Raw genomic sequence first — 17,391 nt, 5'->3', positions numbered from 1 at the left:
AGGTAATATATTATCCAAAAGTCGCAGCTATGTTAAAACATACTTTAACCCTCGCAGTTTTATGTCTATCATTTAGCTCTCTTGCCCAATCAATATCAGACATTCAGGCTTTACAGCGCGAAAACAATTTAATTTCTCAACAAAACGCTGCATTTAAAGACATAAAGTTAACAAGGGTAGCAGAGTATAATACAGGCTTTGAGAAAAACCCATTGGTATATGAAAACTGGATGCCAGGTGCTATTCTTTTTAAAACAGACCAAAAAGCCGACTCTATATTAGTAAACATCGATGCTCATTTACTTACTTTGGTTTTCAAGCTCAGTGCAGAATACAATCCATTTAAAGTTGAAAATGACGAAATATCAGGCTTTATAATCTATGGGCTGGAAAATAGATTGTTTGTCAGAAAATATAAAAGCGATTTTAAAGAGTTAAGAAACGAACTTCCTTTTTTTGAAATACTATTCGAGAATGACAACTATACTGTTCTAAAACAAGAAACAAAGCGCTTAGCATCAGGAAATAGTGAGATAAGCTACACTACCAAATCAGAAGACAAATACAAAGTAGATATAGATTATTTTTTTAGTAATAGGGCAAGCCTGTTTGAAGATGTTTTCTTGAATAAAAGAGGCTTTAAAGCAATGTCTTCAGAAAGCCAGTATGATGAAATTCAAGATTTTGTAAAAGAAAATAAACTTAAATGGGGAGATGAAGCTGACATGATTAAAGTGTTTAAGAAGTTCTTTTAAACTCTCCTTAGTTATTATAACTACTGAAAAGCGTTTTAAAATTCAGCCTGAAAAATATCTGCTTTTAATTTATCCTGACATTCCTCCAGCATTTCCAATTGCGTTTTACCACTAATAGGATGCTTGAAATTTGGAGCTAATTCTACCAATGGGGCCAATGTAAACCTCCTGTTCTGAATCTCAGGATGTGGAACTTTCAGTTTTGGTTTATCAATCACTGAATTTCCGTAATAGAGTATATCAATATCTATTAAGCGTTGCGCCCATTTCAGGTTTCGAATTCGCCCCATTAAACCTTCAATGATATTGATGATAATCAATACGCGTTCCGGGTTTTTATCGCTATCTACAGTCACCACTTGATTTAAAAAACTAGGTTGGTTTTCAACCCCCCAAGCAGCAGTTTCGTAAATCGAAGATTCTTTCTTAATAGTCAGTTGATGAGCAGTAAGTTGCTCCTTGGCTATTTGCAAATTCTTTTCTCTATCGCCCAAATTAGTCCCCAACAACAAGTAGATATCACTCATAGCTCGCAAATATACTATTTGCTTATTGGAGTTGATAGTGAACCTCTTTAATTTGCCAACTGATAAAATTAGCTAATGAGGGAGATTAGAAACGACTGGACGAAAGAGGAGATTATTGAAATATACAACAAGCCTTTGCTTGAATTGGTATATGAGGCCGCAACAGTTCATAGAAAATTCCATAATTCAAGAGAAGTACAAATCAGTACGTTATTATCTATTAAAACAGGTGGTTGCCCAGAGGATTGCGCTTATTGCCCTCAAGCCGCTCGTTATCATACCGATATCGAAACTAATGATTTGATGACCGTTAGTCAAGTAAAAGCGCAAGCTTTGAGAGCTAAATCAACAGGCTCATCAAGAGTTTGTATGGGTGCGGCATGGAGAAATGTGGAAGACGGACCAGAGTTTGAGCAAGTACTTGATATGGTGCGCACCATTAACACATTGGACATGGAGGTGTGCTGTACCTTGGGAATGCTTACCGAAAACCAAGCACAACGTTTGGCAGAAGCAGGACTATACGCCTACAATCATAATCTAGATTCTTCTGAAGAATATTATAAAGAAATTATATCGTCTAGAGGTTATGACGATCGTCTTCAAACCTTGAAGAACGTAAGAAAAACCAACGTTACCGTTTGTTCTGGTGGAATTATCGGAATGGGCGAATCTATTGAGGATAGGGCAGGAATGCTGATTGCGCTAGCTTCATTAAGTCCTCAGCCAGAATCTGTACCCATCAACGCATTAGTAGCAGTTGAGGGCACTCCACTAGAAGAGCAGCAAGTAATTCCTATTTGGGATATGATTAGAATGGTAGCTACCACCCGAATTGTACTACCATCTACCACAGTTCGTCTTTCTGCTGGAAGAACTGAAATGAGTAAAGAAGGTCAGGCTTTCTGTTTCTTGGCAGGAGCTGGTTCTATATTCGCTGGGGACAAATTGTTAACTACTCCTAACCCCGATGTAAATGAGGACATGGAACTGTTCAATATTCTAGGTTTAACTCCAATGAAACCTTATGCCAAAGGCGCTAAACCAACCCCTGTGAACCCTGATGAAATGACTCCTTCAGAAGCCGAAAAAGTAAAATGGTCGCGCCCAGGACACAGAATTGAAAAGAATGTTGAAGCCACTAAAAAGGCCAACAAAAAAAGGAAGGAAGCTTCATAGCCTCCTTCCTTTTTACTTCTACAGCCTCGCCAAATGAGGTTACATCTTATATTATCTTATCTGCTCTTAGAATAATTTGAATCCAACAGCCAATACCCACTGATTCATGCGTTGATCAACATTGAAGCCTTGGTTTTCTTCAGCAAAACTATCTAGACTACCTTCATACTTTAAGTCAAAAACAAATTTCAATAAATCAATACCCAAGCCTGCTTGATAACCTACAGTAGAATCTTTGTAATTGTTTTTTACATCAGTAGTTACACCATTTAAGTCAGATTCTGCACTGGTCAAGAATCGAAAAGAAGGGCCAGCATTAATTCTTAAAGGCCCAATTTTGCCCCCAACCATAACAGGTACATCAATTCTATTAAATGAAAAATCAACATCATCCGTACCATCATTCAATGTTGCGCTTGAATTACTAAAAAGTAATTCTGGTTGTACATAAATACCAACTACTGGCACCTTTACTCTTAAAAAAGCTCCAAACTGATAACCAAAGTCACCGTCTCCTTCTTTAACAGCAGTAGCATTATCTTTAAGAGATATTTTCGTTGAGGTAACCGCCACTCTAGGGCCAAAATTAACTTGCGCGGACACGCTGTATACCGTAAACAGCATTAATCCCATTATTAAGAACTTTTTCATTTTTCAGTTATTTAGGTTTTAGTTTATAGATTCAAATACTCTGCAATAGGGTTAGCCATGCGTTTTCTAATTCATCATTCCTTAAAAATTCTTGGGCCATGGTGTGCATATGGTACTCCAAGGACTCTGGATCATTCTTGAAACGTAATTTTATTTCTTCTATTTCAGGACGAGTTCCAAAAACCGAAACGGCCTCAGCGTCAGGAAGTTTTTCAATATTCCCTAAACGTCCCAAATTATTACCCGAAAGTACCACACTATTCCGAATTATTTGAGGGATTTGATCATATCCAATCCCTAAATTTTTATTTGGTTTTGGCAATTCGAAAAGAGCATCTCCATTAGCGCGGCAATACCAATCTCCGCCCATTCTACCTACCAAATCAGCTTTAATGGGGTCAGGCATTCCTTGTTCATTAAGAATTTCTTCTTTCAAATGCATCAAAACCACCTCACATATAATGAGATTTCCTGCTCCACCTTCATCTCCCAGAGAGATCACTTCATTTACCTTGCATTCATAGGCAGCAATCGACTCACCTACCCTTGGTGGTTTTACTATTTCGGAAGTCACCTCAGTCAAGCCCGATTTTATAAACTCATTCACTCCTTGGGCATACTCTGTGCTCGCCAACGACATTTGCTCTACAATATCGTAACTCACAATATTGATCACTACTTCCTTTGTTTCAAGAGCGTTTTCAAGCGTATGCTTTGTAGTATTGTCACGTACCCTCCTTGCTGGAGAAAAGACTAAAATTGGAGGATTGGCGCTAAACACATTAAAAAAACTAAAGGGGCTTAAATTCACATTTCCAGCTTGATCCACCGTACTCGCAAAAGCAATAGGTCGCGGACCAATGGTACCCAACATCAAACCATGCAATTTCCCCGTTGGAATTTCTTTAGGGTCGATTCTCATTATTCTTGAATTCTAAAAGTTTTAAACATTCAGTAGCCCCCTACTAACAGGCGCTGCCTCTATTTGTTTGGTAAATACTTGGTCTTGATTTCTGGAAAATTGATTAGGAGTGTAGTCATACAACTCACAAAAACCACAATAGCTAGCGCAAATAAGTAACCTCCATCACCTTGCACTTCTATACCCAGTTTGGTTAAATGGAAAAAGATTGCACCTGAGATTGTTCCCAATCCTAACAGTGCCCCCCATTCATAGCGATTTGTCAGTAAAAGGACACTAGCGATCAATTCCACAATCCCCGTCATGTACCTACCCCAAGGCTCCATACCTACTTGCGTAAAGATATAAATGGATTCTTCAGCTCCAGTAAATTTAAAAAATAGCGTCTGGAGCATAATTAAAGCAGCCAAAAGCCTAAGGATCCACGATACAATCTTCTTTGATTTCTTGTTTTTCATGTTGTCTAATTTCGTTAAAATTAACCGAATTCGACTTCCTTACGCTTATGGCGGCTATTAGTTCTATTTAGCTGGCAGCACCAAAGCACTCACTTCGCCAAAACCAACACGAACTCCATCCTTTTCAGCATGACCGCGCATGATTACGGTGTCGCCATCATTGATGAATTTGCGCTGTGTTCCATCCTTCAGAGTAACTGGTTTTTCACCTCGCCAAGTAATTTCCAACATTGATCCAAACTCTTCTGGTTTTGGACCAGAAATAGTACCCGAACCGTACATATCTCCTACTTGAAGGTTACAGCCATTGCCCGTATGGTGCGCTACTTGCTGACTAACATTCCAATACATGTATTTATAATTGGAATTACTCACTACAGTTTCTTCTGCACCTTCTGGCTTTAAGGCTACTTGCAATTTCACATCGTAATGTAAATCACCTTCGGTTTTAAGATATGGCAAAACTTCAGGATCCTGTTTTGGACCAGCTACTCTAAATGGCTCTAGCGCATCCATCGTAACGATCCATGGTGAAACGTGCGATACGAAATTCTTAGCCAAGAAAGGCCCTAATGGCACGTACTCCCATTTCTGAATATCCCTTGCCGACCAATCATTCAACAATACGAAACCGAAAATATGGTCTGGCGCAGCTTTGGTTGAAACTGGATCGCCAAGTGCATTTTCTTTACAAGTAATGAAAGCCATTTCCAATTCGAAATCGAGCAAACGACAAGGGCCGAAAGATGGCATTTCAGCATCATCGGCTTTAGTTTGCCCTTTAGGTCTATGGAATTCGGTACCTGAAACCACAATGCTCGATGCTCTTCCATGATAAGCCACTGGTAAATGTTTCCAGTTAGGCATTAAGGCATTATCTGCTCCTCTGAACATAGTACCCACATTGCGGGCATGGTCTTCAGAAGAATAAAAATCGGTGTAATTGGGTACCCGAACCGGCATCAGCATTTCTACTTCTTCCTTTGGAATTAGTGCCAATTCCCGGGCGGCTACATTATCTCGAAGTTCTTCATTGCTTTGCTCTAAAAGCTCAGAAATTCGGTTACGCACCTCACTCGTTTTCTTTTTTCCTAAGGCAATAAAAGCATTTAAAAAAGTTTGATTGAAAACGCCAGCAGGAAGACCAAGACCATCGAAATAGCCGTTTTCGTGTAAATAAGTTAAATCCAAAACGTAATTGCCAATGGCCACTCCAGCGCCTGGCTGTAAGTACTCCGTTTTGAAAATACCGAAAGGTAAATTTTGTATTGGGAAGTCTGAATCTTTGGCCACTTCTACCCAAGATTGAAGTGACGGATTATTAGCTTTAATCATATTTTCTCAAAAATTATAGCGTTCCTCTTAATGCTTGCTCGTGCTCAATAGATTCGAATAAGGCTTTAAAATTACCTTTACCGAAAGATTGTGCTCCTTTTCTCTGAATAATCTCGAAGAACATAGTTGGTCTGTCCAACACTGGTTTTGTGAAAATCTGAAGCAGATAACCTTCATCATCTCTGTCAATCAGGATATTCATTTCCTTCAATGGCTCTAAATCCTCGTCAATTTCTCCCACACGCTCTAAAATATTATCGTAATATACTTCAGGCACATAGAGGAACTCAACGCCACGGCTTCTCAAATCGCGAACTGTTTCGATAATGTTGTTGGTGGCCACAGCGATGTGCTGTACTCCTGCCCCATTATAAAAGTCGATGTATTCCTCGATCTGAGATTTTTTCCTTCCTTCGGCTGGCTCGTTAATTGGAAATTTGATTCTACCCGTACCATTGCTCATCACCTTACTCATTAAGGCCGTGTATTCGGTAGAAATATCTTTATCATCGAAAGAAACCAATTGTGCAAAGCCCATTACTTTGGCGTAGAACTCACACCATTTGTTCATTTCGCCCCAACCTACATTACCCACCATGTGGTCGATGTATTTAAGGCCAGTTGGTGCTGGGTTAAAGTCCGTTTTCCACGCTTTGAAGCCAGGCATAAACACACCATTGTAGTTACTTCTTTCCACAAAAATATGGATGGTTTCACCGTAAGTATGAATTCCAGAACGAACCACATAACCATGCTCATCTTCGGTTTTTTCAGGCTTCATAAAAGATTCCGCTCCGCGAGAAGTCGTTTCTTCCCAAGCCTTCGTAGCATCTTCCACCCAAAGGGCAATTACTTTTACGCCATCGCCATGCTTGTTGATGTGTTCGTTAATTGGGCCGTCTTTCTTTAAAGGCGAAGTAAGTACCAATCTAATTTTGTCTTGCTGAAGGACATAAGAAACACTTTCCTTATTGCCTGTTTCCAGACCAGAATAAGCTACTGATTCGAAACCAAATGCGGTTTTATAATAGTGCGCTGACTGTTTAGCGTTGCCTACGTAAAGCTCTACATAGTCGGTTCCGTTGATCGGAAGGAAGTCTTTTGCTTCCTTAAATATTTTTTCTCCAGGATAATTTGCGTTCTCTGTTGCCATGATTTCGTTATTCTTCTAACCAAGATTTATGATAATCTTTTACTAATAATTTCATTGCGGCTTCGGTTACCTTTAATGGTTTAAAAGTATCGACCATGACCGCCAATTCTTGGGTTTCTGTTTTACCCAAGCTTCTTTCCATCGCTCCCGGGTGCGGACCGTGAGGGATTCCCGCTGGATGCAATGTGATTTGCCCTTTCTCTATGTTGTTACGACTCATAAAGTCGCCATCAACATAATAAAGCACTTCGTCCGAATCGATATTACTGTGATTATAAGGCGCAGGCACCGAATCTGGATGGTAATCGTAGAGCCTTGGCACAAACGAGCACACCACAAAAGCATCCGTTTCGAAAGTTTGGTGTACGGGAGGCGGCTGATGCACACGCCCTGTTATTGGCTCGAAATCGTGAATTGAAAAGGCATAGGGGAAATTGTAACCATCCCAGCCCACTACATCAAAAGGATGTGTAGCGTACACATATTCGTGGATCATGCCCTGCTTCTTCACCTTAATAATAAAGTCGCCCTTCTCATCGTGTGTCTCTAAATTCTGTGGTCTTCTAATGTCCCGTTCGCAATAAGGCGAATGTTCTAAAAGCTGACCAAACCAGTTGCGGTAACGTTTTGGTGTATAAATCGGCCTGTGTGATTCTACAATGAACAAGCGGTTTTTCTCATCGTCAAATTCAATTTGATAGATCATTCCGCGCGGTACCATCAGGTAATCACCATAGCCAAATTCTAAAGTACCAAGCAAAGTGCGAAGCCTGCCTGTCCCTTGATGGATGAAAATCAATTCATCACAATCCGAGTTTTTATAGAAATAGTCAGTTTGAGATTTTGTTGGCGAAGCCAGAATAATCTCACAATCGCTATTCACCAAGACTGGTGTTCGACTTTCAAGGTAATCTGCTTTTGGTGGCACCGAAAAGCCCTTCAACCCAAGCGAAAGCATATTCTTCTCCACCGCAATTTTGGGAGAAACATCGTATGAACGAAGTACCTCTTTGACCTGTGTAGGCCTATGAACATGGTAGAGCAATGACGACATTCCGTCAAAGCCTACAGTTCCGAAAAGCTGCTCGTAATAGTAGCCACCGTCTTCCTTTTTAAAAGTAGTGTGGCGTTTATGTGGGATTTTTCCCAATTGATGATAAAACGGCATATTGCTTTGTTTTAATTATTCCGCTCCCGTAAACCTAAGAGCTTACTATAAACAGCCCCTGAAACAAGTTCAGGGTGACTTACTATATTAATTGCTTCAGAGAATTTTCCAATGCTCTTTTCGAGATGCCTGTTTTTTCTGGAGAAAGGTCATATACTTTCTGCAATGCATTTCGAATAATATTGGCTGTATCCTCAAAAATCGCCTCATCTGTCAAGGCAATTCCACCCTGCATAAGATACGCAAAAACACGCGCCATTCCACAGTTGGCAATAAAATCTGGTAGCACTGAAAGGTTCTCGTCTGCAAATAAACCAGTAGGCCCAAAGAAAATTTCAGGATCATTGAACGGTACATTCGCACCACAAGAAATCACTTCCAACTTCGATTCGATCATACGATCTACCTGTGGCCTTGTGATCAATCTTGAAGCCGCAGCAGGAACAAATACTTCGAAGTCTAAGCCCCAAATTTCTTCATTGATTTGATCGAAAGGGATCATATCTTTAGCAACAAGTTGGTTGCCCTTTCTGTTTAAAAAGTAGTTTTTGATTTCTTCTAAAGAGAATCCTTCTTGTTTCATTACCCCACCTTCACGGTCGATAATACCCACCACTTTCATTCCCATTTGAGCCAAATAGTAACCCGCAGCAGCGCCTACATTTCCCCAGCCTTGAATAACAGCTCTTTTCTCTTTGTAGTTACCACCCCAGATTTGATAATAGCTGCCAATGGCTTCTGCTACGCCATAGCCAGTAATCATATCGGCTACTTTGTATTTTCTGTTCAAATCAGGCGTGTACTCTATATTCTCAATTACTTTGACTACACCATTTCTAAGCTGCCCGATACGATTAATTTTCTCGGCTTCGGTAGGTTTAAAGTGACCGTTGAAAACACCTTCTTGTGGATGCCAGATTCCAGCTTCTTCGGTCATGGCAATTACTTCGTGAATTTCGTCCACATTTAAATCACCACCTGTTCCATAATAGAATTTCAACAGCGGGCTTACAGCCGCAAACCATCTTTTCAATACGCCTTCTTTTCTTGGATCTTGTGGGTCGAAGTTGATACCAGATTTGGCACCACCAATGGCTGGACCAGAAATGGTGAATTTCACTTCCATGGTTTTGGCAAGCGATTCCACTTCTCTTTTATTCAAACCAACACGCATTCGAGTACCGCCACCAGCAGCTCCTCCACGCAATGAGTTTATTACTACCCAACCTTCGGCCTCGGTTTCAGAATCTTTCCACTCAAAAACGATTTCAGGTCTCTTATTTTCAAATTTCGCTAATAGCGCTTCCATATCTCTTTTTACTAAGGTCAAATACTAACAAATATACTTTTTACATTTTGGTCAAAATACCTTTCACCCAAAATGATTTTTATATTCAGACGATTCGAATTAATTAACACCAGACAACAGTACATTCCACTTTAAAACAGCCCAAAAACACGTATCTTTAGAAAATTCCACTTCTATGAAATTAGACGCCACCGACATTCGCATTTTAGAGATTCTGCAAGAAGATGCACGCATCACCACAAAAGCCCTTGCCGATCAGCTCAACCTTTCTACTACACCAGTCTTCGAGCGGATTAAACGTTTGGAAAGAGAAGGAGTTATTAGAAAATATGCGGCATTGCTCGATGGTAAAAAACTAGACTTAATGCTCACGGCATTTATCTCTATTTCGCTTACGAAACACAGCCGTATGTACTTAGAAAAATTCGTGAATGAAATAAAGGCTTATCCTGAAGTAATGGAATGCTACCACATTGCTGGCAACTTCGATTTTCTTTTAAAAGTGGTGGTTAAAAGCATGGAATCATACGAAACCTTTATACTTACCAAACTCTCTACCACAGCAAATTTGGGACAGGTACAAAGTTCATTTGTGCTCTCGAAGAACATTCATACTACGGCATTTAGTTTTTAAGAAGAGGTAAGACAACAGTGACCATTGAGGAATTAACAAGCACTTTATGTGCTAAACTTCATTCTTCTGGCTTCTAACTTCCGTGTTCCGACTATTCCACCTATTTTTGCAGCCTAATTTTATTCAAACAATTACATGTCGCTTTCAACGAAGTATAACCCGAACGAGATAGAAGATAAATGGTATGCCCACTGGATGGAAAAAGGATATTTCCATGGCAAGGTAAACCCACAAAAAGAGCCTTACTCTATTGTCATTCCTCCGCCAAACGTAACGGGCGTACTCCACATGGGTCACATGTTGAATAACACAATCCAAGATGTGCTGATCAGAAAAGCCCGAATGGAAGGTAAAGAGGCTTGCTGGGTACCTGGTACCGACCACGCTTCGATTGCTACCGAAGCCAAAGTAGTGAAGATGCTTCGCGAAAAAGGCATCAAAAAATCAGACCTCAGCCGAGAAGAATTCCTTACCCATGCTTGGGAATGGAAAGAAAAATACGGGGGAATCATTCTTGAGCAACTAAAGAAACTTGGTGCTTCATGCGACTGGGAGCGTACAGCGTTCACCATGGATGAAGGTTACCACAAGGCGGTGCTTCGTGTTTTTGTTGACCTATATAATAAAGGTTACATCTACCGTGATCTACGCATGGTCAACTGGGATGTGGAAGCCCAAACTACAGTTTCGAATGAAGAGGTGATATATGCCGATCAAGATGAAATTTCGAAACTTTACAAGTTTCAATACAGCATTAAAGATTCTGACGAAAAGGTAATTATTGCTACGCAGCGTCCTGAAACTATTTTGGGCGATGCGGCCATTGCCGTAAACCCAAAAGATGAGCGTTTCCAACATTTGATTGGTAAAACGGCACTTGTGCCTTTCGTTAATCGCGAAATCCCAATCATTGCGGATGATTATGTTGAAATCGAATTCGGAACAGGCTGCTTGAAAGTAACGCCTGCTCACGACCCGAATGACTATGAAATTGGTTTGCGTCACAATTTAGAAGTGATTGACACCATCGGCTTTGATGGTAATTTGAACGAAAACTGTGGTGTACCAAAATATGTGGGCATGGAGCGCTTTAAAGCCCGCAAAGTAATGGTTAAAGACTTGGAAGAAGCTGGTTACTACATCGGTTTCGAAGAGTTCACTACCCGAATCGGTCGTTCAGAAAGAACAAACACAGTGATAGAGCCAAAGCTTTCTTTACAGTGGTTCATCAAAATGAAAGAAATTTCGCGCACCGCACATCAAGTGGTAATGAATGACGAGGTAGAACTTCTTCCTTCAAAATTCAAAAACACCTACAACCACTGGATGGAAAATGTACGCGACTGGTGTATTTCGCGTCAGCTTTGGTGGGGACAACAAATTCCAGCCTATTTCTATGGAGAAGGAGAAAACGATTTTGTAGTAGCTGAAACAGAAGAAGAAGCTTTAGCATTGGCGAAAGAGAAATCGAGCAATGCTCAACTGACTGCCAATGACCTAAAGCAAGATGAAGATGTGCTCGATACTTGGGCATCTTCATGGTTATTCCCTATGGCGGTTTTCAACGGTTTTGATGATTCTTGTTTTGATAGAGAGACAGGTAAAATAATCAAAGGCAAGAATGCTGAGTTAGACTACTTCTACCCTACTTCTACTTTGGTGACTGCTCCTGAAATTCTGTTTTTCTGGGTGGCCAGAATGATAATTGCAGGTTATGAATACACTGATGAAAAACCATTCAAGCACGTATACCTTACTGGTATCGTTCGCGATAAGCAACGTAGAAAAATGTCCAAATCATTGGGCAACTCACCTGATCCGCTGGATTTGATTAAAGAACTAGGGGCTGATGCTGTCCGTACTGGAATGCTTTTCTCTTCACCAGCAGGTAACGATTTGCTTTACGATGAAAAACTCGTAGAGCAAGGAAGAAACTTTGCCAACAAGATTTGGAATGCCTTCCGTCTAGTAAAAGGTTGGGAAGTTGGTGGCAAATCTAACGGTGAAGAAAACCAAACCGCAGTGCGTTGGTTCGATTCTAGATTCAATGCAGCACTTGCTGAAATCGAGGATCATTTCAGCAAATTTAGAATTTCTGATGCCCTCATGACCACTTATAAGCTCATTTGGAATGACTTCTGTTCTTGGTACTTAGAAATGATCAAGCCTCCGTTTGGCGAACCTATCGACAGACCTACTTATGAGGTAACGCTGAATTTCTTCGAGAAAATCATGAAGATACTTCATCCGTTTATGCCTTTTATTACTGAAGAAATTTGGAGTGAGTTAAGAGAAAGAGCCGAAGGACAGGACATCATTGTTTCTACTTGGCCAATCATTGGCGGAGCAGACGAAGCACTAAACAAACAATCTGAAATCGTATTTGAATTGGTTTCTAACCTTAGAAATCTACGTTCATCAAAAGGAATTTCTCCAAAAAAGGCGTTGGATTTAGCAATTAAATCAGAGCACCCTGAAGCCTATGAGCCTTTTGTAAATATCATCAAGAAGTTGGCCAACATCGATCAGCTTACATTTACAAACGAAAAGGTAGCTGGCACTTTGGGCTTCGTCATCAAATCCGATGAATTCTTTATTCCTATGGAGGAAGGAGCGATTGATGTTGAAGCGGAAAAAGTCGAAATACTGAAGGAACTTGAATACACGAAAGGCTTTTTAAATTCTGTAATGAAGAAGCTGAGCAACGAACGTTTTGTAGCTGGCGCACCAGAACAAGTGGTTGCAATGGAGAAAGCCAAACAAGCAGACGCGGAAGCAAAAATCAAAGTACTGGAAGAGAAACTAGCCGGACTGAGTTAAGGGTTATCAGTTTACAATTAAACATGGAAACAGCCTCTAAAGGGCTGTTTTTTTTTACACCTTAAAAAAAACCCTTATACACTTTTCATCATCACACCCATTGATGATTGATGTCAACCTAAATTGAAAGCCAACAATACACTTCTGTTTACAGAAAGCAACTTTAGCCCCAACAGAGGACATTCTTTCAAAGGGAATAGCCTCCAAAAAGTTCTCTGTAAAAAGCTATAGTTATCAGAAAGCATCATAAAAACTGATTCAAAGAAAAGGCTTCCACATTGACTAATTATAAATAAAACTAAAATTCCAATTCAAAAAACAGCTCATGCATTTATTATTTTTGAATATTATATATATTTTTATGAATTATAAACTCTTAACAGCAATATTATGAATTATAAGTTAAAAGGATTTAAATATTCAAAAATGTATTTCATGGTGATTTTAATGCTTTTTATCTCAAGCAAAAGCATTTTTTCTCAGTCTGGCGTATCAATTTCATTAACCATGAAAAACATGGACACAGGAGTAACTGCAAACAATTGTTCAACCATCGACTTAGATTTGGGTTATATAGTTGAATACAGTGCGAAGGTAAAGCTCACAAAACTAGGGGGAGGTGTAATTGGGCAAGGTTACATTGACATATACACCTTTAAAGACCAATACGAAACCCCCTATCCTCTCACCGCTTCTTATACTATTAACAGTGGAAACACCTCAGAAGAGGTAAATATTACCGTTCTTTTGCACAGTACAGCCTACAATGCTATGGGAGGAAAGTTGTACGCCAAATTTCAAAGCTATGAATCTTGCAAGTATGATGTAATAAAAACCGTACCCCCAACTTTTAATATAAATAATGCTACTATTGAATGTGGCTCAACTGATATTAAAACATTTACAGTGGGAAAAACTGGTGGTAGCTCAGGTGCAATTTCATATCAATGGGATCTGGGTAGTGGGTGGAGCCACAATGGAGTGCCAAAATCATCACTAACAACAACTCAGCCCTCTATTCAACTAGTACCACTAAGTTACCCTCCAAGTAACGTCAAAGTCACTCCCATTTTTAAAGGGGTAAATCAACCACAACTTACCTCAAATGTTACCATGAAAAGCATTTCCACCTATGGTTATTCCATTTCCTCTCCTCTTGGTGTACTCTGTGGCTCTTCTGTTTTTTCTGTTGATAACCTACCCCTTAATACTAGTGTTGTATCATGGAGTATTGTCAATAACAGTTGGTTTACGATTGCTCCAAATGGTAACCAAGCCACTGTCTCTCCAACCTTTAGTAATGCATATGGATTTGTTACTGTAAATGCCACTATTCAAGACTCTTGTGGTCAACAAGCCGTGTTATCTACAACCAGACATTTTGGTAAAGCAGAAATTGAGAGTGTTCTTTTTTCAAATGGCATAGGTGAAACAGACTATTTTTGCACGAGCCATGCTGGGAATGATTATGAGTTTTTTCCAAAGCTTACGGGAACGACACATCAGGTTCGACTTTCCAAATTTATTCCTACTACACAGGTTCTTTATACCTCTAACTGGAGCAATGGAGATAGTGGCACATTAAATTACACGCCACAACCTGGCTATTATTTATTTGAAATGAGAAGGACCAATGATTGTGGAACTACTGACTGGTGGGGCACTGAAGTTGAATTTGTGAATTGTGCTTTATTTGCAAGGTCCTTTTCCTATTCTTTATATCCAAACCCCGCGACTGATGAGTTAATCATCGAAAAAAAGAACTCTGAGTCTAAAAACTCTAACCAGAACCTTAATCTTAAATCAAATGAGTTAATTCAATATGAAGTTTATAATCAAGAGTTAACTAAAGTTCTAGAGGGTGAATTTCAATCGAATAAATTCAGGTTAGACTTAACTAGCTTAACTAAAGGAAAATACATTATTAAGATATACAATAATTCAACAAAAAGGATAAGCACACAACAGTTTCTAGTTAAGTAAAATGATGAAGATGTTAAAACTTCATCTTAATAAGTTAAATTATAGAAGCCCAATTGATACAATTGGGCTTCTTCTTTTTTAATACTACCAAAGTATCATTCATACCTAATTCAACCTTGAAATATCCCCTACATTTCACCACCTTTGCGCTTCAAAAAATTACAAACTATGACTTCAGATCAGCTGAAAGATTTAAAAGCCAGAGTAGCGGCTTTGAGGGGGTATCTTTGACTACGATGTCAAGAAACGTGAAGTAGAAGAGGAAGAGCTAGTTACAGCCCAACCAGACTTTTGGAATGACCCAAAAGAGGCCGAAAAAGTATTAAAACAGATCCGTTTAAAGAAGGTTTGGACCACAAGCTTTGAAAACGTTATTACCGCTTTAGAAGACGTTGACACCTTAAGCGAATTCCTTGAAATGGGAGAAGTGTCAGAAGAAGAAGTGGAAAAAGAATATCAAAAAGCAATTGAAATCTTAGAGGAAATTGAATTCAAAAAGATGCTCAGTGGTGAAGAAGATCAGCTGAGTGCAATGATTGAAATCAACCCAGGCGCAGGCGGTACCGAAAGTAACGATTGGGCTGAAATACTCATGCGCATGTACATCATGTGGGGGGAAAGCAAGGGCTATAAAGTCAAACAAATTCATTACCAACCAGGCGATGTAGCAGGATGTAAATCTTGTACCCTTGAATTCGATGGTGAATTTGCTTTTGGCCTATTGAAGGCCGAATCTGGAGTACATCGATTGGTGCGTATTTCTCCTTTCGATTCTGGTGGACGAAGACACACCTCATTTGCCTCTGTATTTGCCTACCCTGTAGTTGATGATACTATTGAAATTGAAATTAACCCTGCTGATATCAGTTGGGATACTTTCCGATCGGGAGGAGCTGGTGGACAAAACGTAAACAAAGTGGAAACTGGGGTACGCCTAAAACACGCACCTACTGGAATTACGATTGAAAATACAGAAGGTAGGTCGCAGCTTGGTAACAAAGAAAAAGCGCTTTCGATGCTTAAATCGAGACTCTATCAAATTGAGATGGACAAACGAAACGCAGCTCGAGATATAGTAGAAGGCGAAAAAAAGAGAGTTGATTTTGGTTCTCAAATTCGGAACTATGTGTTGCACCCCTATAAATTAATCAAAGATGCCCGAACAGGTTTTGAACGAACTGATGTACAAAACGTGTTAGATGGTGACTTAGACGATTACATAAAAGCCTATTTAATGCAACAATAAATTAAATGGAGTTTCGGCTCCATTTTTTGTTTACCACTATGCCCAAAAGAAAGACAGGAACGCCCAGCATTTACACTTTACAGTTCTTTTTACTCTGCTTAAGCTCCTTCCTGTTCTTTGGTAGCTTTAATATGATCGTACCCGATTTGTATGACTACATCAGTTCATTGGGTGGTGGCGAATACAAAGGTTTAATCATTTCTCTATTTACTGTAACGGCAGGGCTTTCAAGACCCTTTAGCGGAAGGTTATCCGACACCATTGGCCGAATACCCGTAATGATCTTTGGTGCTGGTGTTTGCTTTGTAATGGGTTTTCTCTATCCAATGGTTAGCACGGTATGGGCGCTTTTACTCCTCCGGTTTTTACATGGATTTTCAACGGGCTTTAAACCCACAGGTACCTCGGCCTATATTGCTGACATAGTGCCTTCTACAAGGCGTGGTGAGGCTATGGGGCTTTCTGGTTTTTTCGGAAGCTTAGGCATGGCAGCGGGACCTTCCATTGGCCCTAAAATTACGGAGGCTTATGGCTTAGACATGACCTTCTATACCTCTTCTGTAGCTGCAATACTCTCCGTAATCATATTAGCAGGCATGAAAGAGACCTTACAAGAAAAGGTCAAATTCCACCCGAGATTACTCAAAATCAAATGGAATGAGGTTATTGAGCCAAGAGTATTCAACCCTTCTCTCCTCTTTTTATTAACCGCATTTTCTTTTGGGGCGGTACTCACTTTAGTGCCAGACTTAACAATGCAACTCGGTTATGATCAAGGCCAAAAAGGAATTTTCTTTACTGTGTTCGTAATTTCATCATTAGCCATTCGGCTTTTGGCAGGAAAAGCTTCTGATAAATATGGGCGAATAATCGTATTAAAAATAGCGGCATTGGCCATAGTCGTTTCTGATATTCTTATCGCCTATACGCACACTCAAACCATGTTGATGATCAGCGCTGTAATGTTTGGAGTTGCAGTAGGTATGAATACCCCAACCATTTACGCATGGACGATTGATTTAAGTTTAGATCATTTGCGCGGCAAAGGCTTGGCCACCATGTACATTGCTCTAGAAATTGGCATTGGCTCAGGAGCACTTATTGCTGGATGGATTTACTCCAATCATATTGAAAACCTTCGTGAAGCCTTCTTGCTTTGTGCTGCGCTATCTTTTATTGGCTTTCTATTTCTTACTTTTGGTTTAAATTGGTCGAAGCGGTTTGTGAAAAGTACGGTTTAATTGAGTCAAA

The 17,391-nt window shown here is 39.8% G+C and carries 15 protein-coding genes; 7 read left to right on the top strand and 8 right to left on the bottom strand.

Annotation, left to right across the window (positions count from 1 at the left end; genetic code table 11):
• Positions 1-29 precede the first annotated feature (29 nt).
• A complete protein-coding gene (locus AAC026_RS04485; RefSeq protein ID WP_339606392.1) occupies positions 30-755 on the top strand; it encodes a hypothetical protein in 726 nt (241 codons plus the stop codon).
• A gap of 35 nt (positions 756-790) precedes the next feature.
• Here AAC026_RS04485 and folK read toward each other — a convergent pair whose 3' ends face one another.
• Positions 791-1,282 (bottom strand): 2-amino-4-hydroxy-6-hydroxymethyldihydropteridine diphosphokinase, encoded by a 492-nt coding sequence (gene folK / locus AAC026_RS04480; RefSeq protein ID WP_339606393.1) that lies wholly within the window; start codon positions 1,280-1,282, stop codon positions 791-793.
• 75 nt (positions 1,283-1,357) lie between these two features.
• Between folK and bioB the strand changes: the two genes are divergently transcribed.
• Positions 1,358-2,461 (top strand): biotin synthase BioB, encoded by a 1,104-nt coding sequence (gene bioB, locus AAC026_RS04475; protein WP_339606394.1) that lies wholly within the window; start codon positions 1,358-1,360, stop codon positions 2,459-2,461.
• Positions 2,462-2,527: 66 nt separating this feature from the next.
• Here the strand turns inward: bioB and AAC026_RS04470 are convergent, their stop codons facing one another.
• The 7 genes from AAC026_RS04470 to AAC026_RS04440 form a co-directional block, all read right to left on the bottom strand.
• Positions 2,528-3,112: an outer membrane beta-barrel protein gene (locus AAC026_RS04470; protein WP_339606395.1), complete on the bottom strand. Its 585-nt coding sequence runs from the start codon at positions 3,110-3,112 to the stop codon at positions 2,528-2,530.
• A gap of 31 nt (positions 3,113-3,143) precedes the next feature.
• Positions 3,144-4,034 carry a flavin reductase family protein gene (locus AAC026_RS04465; protein WP_339695351.1) on the bottom strand — a complete coding sequence of 297 codons (891 nt, stop codon included), beginning with the start codon at positions 4,032-4,034 and terminating at the stop codon, positions 3,144-3,146.
• Between the two features lie 59 nt (positions 4,035-4,093).
• Positions 4,094-4,492 carry a DoxX family protein gene (locus AAC026_RS04460; protein WP_339695350.1) on the bottom strand — a complete coding sequence of 133 codons (399 nt, stop codon included), beginning with the start codon at positions 4,490-4,492 and terminating at the stop codon, positions 4,094-4,096.
• 63 nt (positions 4,493-4,555) lie between these two features.
• The gene (gene fahA / locus AAC026_RS04455; RefSeq protein ID WP_339695348.1) at positions 4,556-5,827 is read right to left on the bottom strand and encodes a fumarylacetoacetase; all 1,272 of its coding nucleotides are present in this window, start codon (positions 5,825-5,827) and stop codon (positions 4,556-4,558) included.
• Positions 5,828-5,840: 13 nt separating this feature from the next.
• Positions 5,841-6,980, bottom strand: coding sequence for a 4-hydroxyphenylpyruvate dioxygenase (gene hppD, locus AAC026_RS04450; RefSeq protein WP_339695347.1), 1,140 nt, complete (start codon positions 6,978-6,980; stop codon positions 5,841-5,843).
• 7 nt (positions 6,981-6,987) lie between these two features.
• On the bottom strand, positions 6,988-8,148 hold the full coding sequence (locus AAC026_RS04445; RefSeq protein ID WP_339695346.1) for a homogentisate 1,2-dioxygenase: 1,161 nt from the start codon (positions 8,146-8,148) through the stop codon (positions 6,988-6,990).
• Between the two features lie 82 nt (positions 8,149-8,230).
• Positions 8,231-9,457 (bottom strand): Glu/Leu/Phe/Val dehydrogenase dimerization domain-containing protein, encoded by a 1,227-nt coding sequence (locus AAC026_RS04440; protein WP_339695344.1) that lies wholly within the window; start codon positions 9,455-9,457, stop codon positions 8,231-8,233.
• 175 nt (positions 9,458-9,632) lie between these two features.
• Between AAC026_RS04440 and AAC026_RS04435 the strand changes: the two genes are divergently transcribed.
• The 5 genes from AAC026_RS04435 to AAC026_RS04415 all read left to right on the top strand — a co-directional run bounded on the left by AAC026_RS04435 (position 9,633) and on the right by AAC026_RS04415 (position 17,381).
• Positions 9,633-10,091 carry an Lrp/AsnC family transcriptional regulator gene (locus AAC026_RS04435; RefSeq protein ID WP_053223766.1) on the top strand — a complete coding sequence of 153 codons (459 nt, stop codon included), beginning with the start codon at positions 9,633-9,635 and terminating at the stop codon, positions 10,089-10,091.
• A 135-nt stretch (positions 10,092-10,226) separates the two neighbouring features.
• Positions 10,227-12,911: a valine--tRNA ligase gene (locus tag AAC026_RS04430; protein ID WP_339695342.1), complete on the top strand. Its 2,685-nt coding sequence runs from the start codon at positions 10,227-10,229 to the stop codon at positions 12,909-12,911.
• A 390-nt stretch (positions 12,912-13,301) separates the two neighbouring features.
• The gene (locus AAC026_RS04425; RefSeq protein WP_339695341.1) at positions 13,302-14,894 is read left to right on the top strand and encodes a T9SS type A sorting domain-containing protein; all 1,593 of its coding nucleotides are present in this window, start codon (positions 13,302-13,304) and stop codon (positions 14,892-14,894) included.
• 168 nt (positions 14,895-15,062) lie between these two features.
• Positions 15,063-16,140, top strand: a protein-coding gene (gene prfB / locus AAC026_RS04420; RefSeq protein WP_339695339.1) for a peptide chain release factor 2 whose coding sequence is annotated in 2 segments (ribosomal slippage) — positions 15,063-15,122 and positions 15,124-16,140 — 1,077 coding nt in all. Because the reading frame shifts where the segments join, the coding sequence is not laid out codon by codon here.
• A 38-nt stretch (positions 16,141-16,178) separates the two neighbouring features.
• Positions 16,179-17,381, top strand: coding sequence for an MFS transporter (locus AAC026_RS04415; protein ID WP_339695337.1), 1,203 nt, complete (start codon positions 16,179-16,181; stop codon positions 17,379-17,381).
• Positions 17,382-17,391: the final 10 nt, after the last annotated feature.

The sequence above is a fragment of the uncultured Roseivirga sp. genome, from assembly GCF_963973945.1.
In the GTDB taxonomy this organism is placed as follows: Bacteria; Bacteroidota; Bacteroidia; order Cytophagales; family Cyclobacteriaceae; genus Roseivirga.
Note: the sequence above shows the minus strand (reverse complement) of the source record. Positions and strands in the feature narration are given on the sequence as shown.

Bases quoted from the DNA above. Each gene is read 5' to 3' on its own strand.
- AAC026_RS04435 (WP_053223766.1), top strand. From the start codon at position 9,633: ATGAAATTAGACGCCACCGACATTCGCATTTTAGAGATTCTGCAAGAA.
- bioB (WP_339606394.1), top strand. From the start codon at position 1,358: ATGAGGGAGATTAGAAACGACTGGACGAAAGAGGAGATTATTGAAATA.
- hppD (WP_339695347.1), bottom strand. From the start codon at position 6,980: ATGGCAACAGAGAACGCAAATTATCCTGGAGAAAAAATATTTAAGGAA.
- AAC026_RS04425 (WP_339695341.1), top strand. From the start codon at position 13,302: ATGAATTATAAGTTAAAAGGATTTAAATATTCAAAAATGTATTTCATG.
- AAC026_RS04440 (WP_339695344.1), bottom strand. From the start codon at position 9,457: ATGGAAGCGCTATTAGCGAAATTTGAAAATAAGAGACCTGAAATCGTT.
- AAC026_RS04470 (WP_339606395.1), bottom strand. From the start codon at position 3,112: ATGAAAAAGTTCTTAATAATGGGATTAATGCTGTTTACGGTATACAGC.
- fahA (WP_339695348.1), bottom strand. From the start codon at position 5,827: ATGATTAAAGCTAATAATCCGTCACTTCAATCTTGGGTAGAAGTGGCC.
- AAC026_RS04460 (WP_339695350.1), bottom strand. From the start codon at position 4,492: ATGAAAAACAAGAAATCAAAGAAGATTGTATCGTGGATCCTTAGGCTT.
- AAC026_RS04415 (WP_339695337.1), top strand. From the start codon at position 16,179: ATGCCCAAAAGAAAGACAGGAACGCCCAGCATTTACACTTTACAGTTC.
- AAC026_RS04445 (WP_339695346.1), bottom strand. From the start codon at position 8,148: ATGCCGTTTTATCATCAATTGGGAAAAATCCCACATAAACGCCACACT.
- AAC026_RS04465 (WP_339695351.1), bottom strand. From the start codon at position 4,034: ATGAGAATCGACCCTAAAGAAATTCCAACGGGGAAATTGCATGGTTTG.
- AAC026_RS04430 (WP_339695342.1), top strand. From the start codon at position 10,227: ATGTCGCTTTCAACGAAGTATAACCCGAACGAGATAGAAGATAAATGG.
- folK (WP_339606393.1), bottom strand. From the start codon at position 1,282: ATGAGTGATATCTACTTGTTGTTGGGGACTAATTTGGGCGATAGAGAA.
- AAC026_RS04485 (WP_339606392.1), top strand. From the start codon at position 30: ATGTTAAAACATACTTTAACCCTCGCAGTTTTATGTCTATCATTTAGC.